The following is a 1,386-nucleotide window of genomic DNA, read 5'->3' as shown; positions in this document are numbered from 1 at the left end:
ATGCTCAGAAAAGAGTCAATTAACAATAGCCAAACACTGTTTGCGTCATCAAAATATTGCCGTTAGCCCCTTAACAACCGAGGCATTTAAAAAATTGTTATCTAAACACCACGATGAGAAAAATTGGCAGGATATCTATCTTGCTAACATGAGAAAACATAAAAAAAATCAGAAGGAGTGGGACCGGTTGCTTGAGGAAGAATTTAGAGAGGTTGGCAAAGGAAACGAATATTATTGAGTTCGAATGGCCTGTTATGCCCTAACATTGTTCATGGATTATCATTAATGAATTGAAGGAAGCAATTTCCCATCCCTACGTTCGAGGGGGATGAGAAATTGTGAAATGATCTCAACAGAGATTAATTATTGATTACCAAAGGACAGTTATGCACAGGATGCTTTGAAATCGTAACATCCACATCAAACACGGCTTGTAACGTTTCGGCAGTCAACACTTCATGGGGTGTTCCCTGGGCTGCTAAACCGCCTTCTTTAAGAATAACCAGACGGTCTGAGTAACGGGCTGCCAGGTTAAGGTCGTGCAGAATGACCATTACGCCTACACCTTTCTCAGCCTGTTTGCGGGCCATTTTCAGAGTCAGTTGCTGATGAGCCGGATCCAGTGCTGATGTGGGTTCGTCCAGCAAGAGGTAGCGTTTGCCAAAATCCGTTTCGTCCCAGATCTGGGCCAACACCCTGGCCATATGAACCCTCTGTCGTTCACCACCGGAAAGGGTAGTGTACCGACGATCTCTCAGATGTAGACCATCGACTTCTTTCAGAGCCGCTTCAACGATGGCCAGGTTTTGAGTTCGGTCTGTCGAGCAGGGAATGCGTCCCAGAATGACCACTTCTTCAACAGTGAACGGAAAACTCAGAGAGGAAGACTGGGTTAACACGCCCAGCATCAAAGCTTGTTGCTGCAGCGACCAATCATTTCTGCCATTCAATTGTACATTGCCAGAAGAAGGCTTTTGCTCACCACTGATGACTTTCATCAGGGTACTTTTGCCAGCCCCGTTAGGGCCCAGAACAGTGACTACTTCACCGGGAGCGACTGAAAGACTGACATCATCAAGCAGTATCTTTTCACCGATCTGCACTGTGGCATTCTGAACCTTGAGACAACTCATCAGGCAATCCTCTTGCGTTGCTGCCACAACAGAGACATGAAGAACGGGGCCCCCATCAGGGCGGTGACAATACCAATGGGCAATTCAGCGGGGGCGACAGCGGTTCTGGCAATCATGTCGGCTGCCAGCAGCAGAATACCACCCAGCATGGCTGAGGCGGGTAACAGTGTTCTGTGATCAGGTCCTGCCATCAGGCGAATCAGGTGAGGAACAACCAGCCCGACAAAGCCAATGATGCCGGCTACCGATACAG

3 protein-coding genes are annotated in these 1,386 nt (G+C 48.0%); 1 reads left to right on the top strand and 2 read right to left on the bottom strand.

Annotated elements, in window-relative coordinates; translation table 11 throughout:
- Positions 1 to 238 (top strand): hypothetical protein (locus KDK17_RS11340; protein WP_257255537.1); only part of this gene is annotated, 238 nt, incomplete at its 5' end.
- A gap of 121 nt (positions 239 to 359) precedes the next feature.
- On the opposite strand, the gene KDK17_RS11335 is transcribed toward KDK17_RS11340, so the two are convergent.
- Positions 360 to 1,133 carry a heme ABC transporter ATP-binding protein gene (locus KDK17_RS11335; protein ID WP_257281207.1) on the bottom strand — a complete coding sequence of 258 codons (774 nt, stop codon included), beginning with the start codon at positions 1,131 to 1,133 and terminating at the stop codon, positions 360 to 362.
- Positions 1,133 to 1,386 (bottom strand): iron chelate uptake ABC transporter family permease subunit (locus KDK17_RS11330; RefSeq protein WP_257288120.1); only part of this gene is annotated, 254 nt, incomplete at its 5' end. The genes KDK17_RS11335 and KDK17_RS11330, both read right to left, overlap by 1 nt.

It is taken from the genome of Endozoicomonas sp. SESOKO2 (assembly GCF_024606245.1).
In the GTDB taxonomy this organism is placed as follows: domain Bacteria; phylum Pseudomonadota; class Gammaproteobacteria; order Pseudomonadales; family Endozoicomonadaceae; genus Endozoicomonas_A.
The sequence above is the reverse complement of the archived record's forward strand: the minus strand, read 5'-3'. Positions and strand labels throughout refer to the sequence as shown.

What these genes read in the sequence shown, in the direction of transcription:
- KDK17_RS11335 (WP_257281207.1), bottom strand. Translation starts at nt 1,133, where the DNA reads ATGAGTTGTCTCAAGGTTCAGAATGCCACAGTGCAGATCGGTGAAAAG.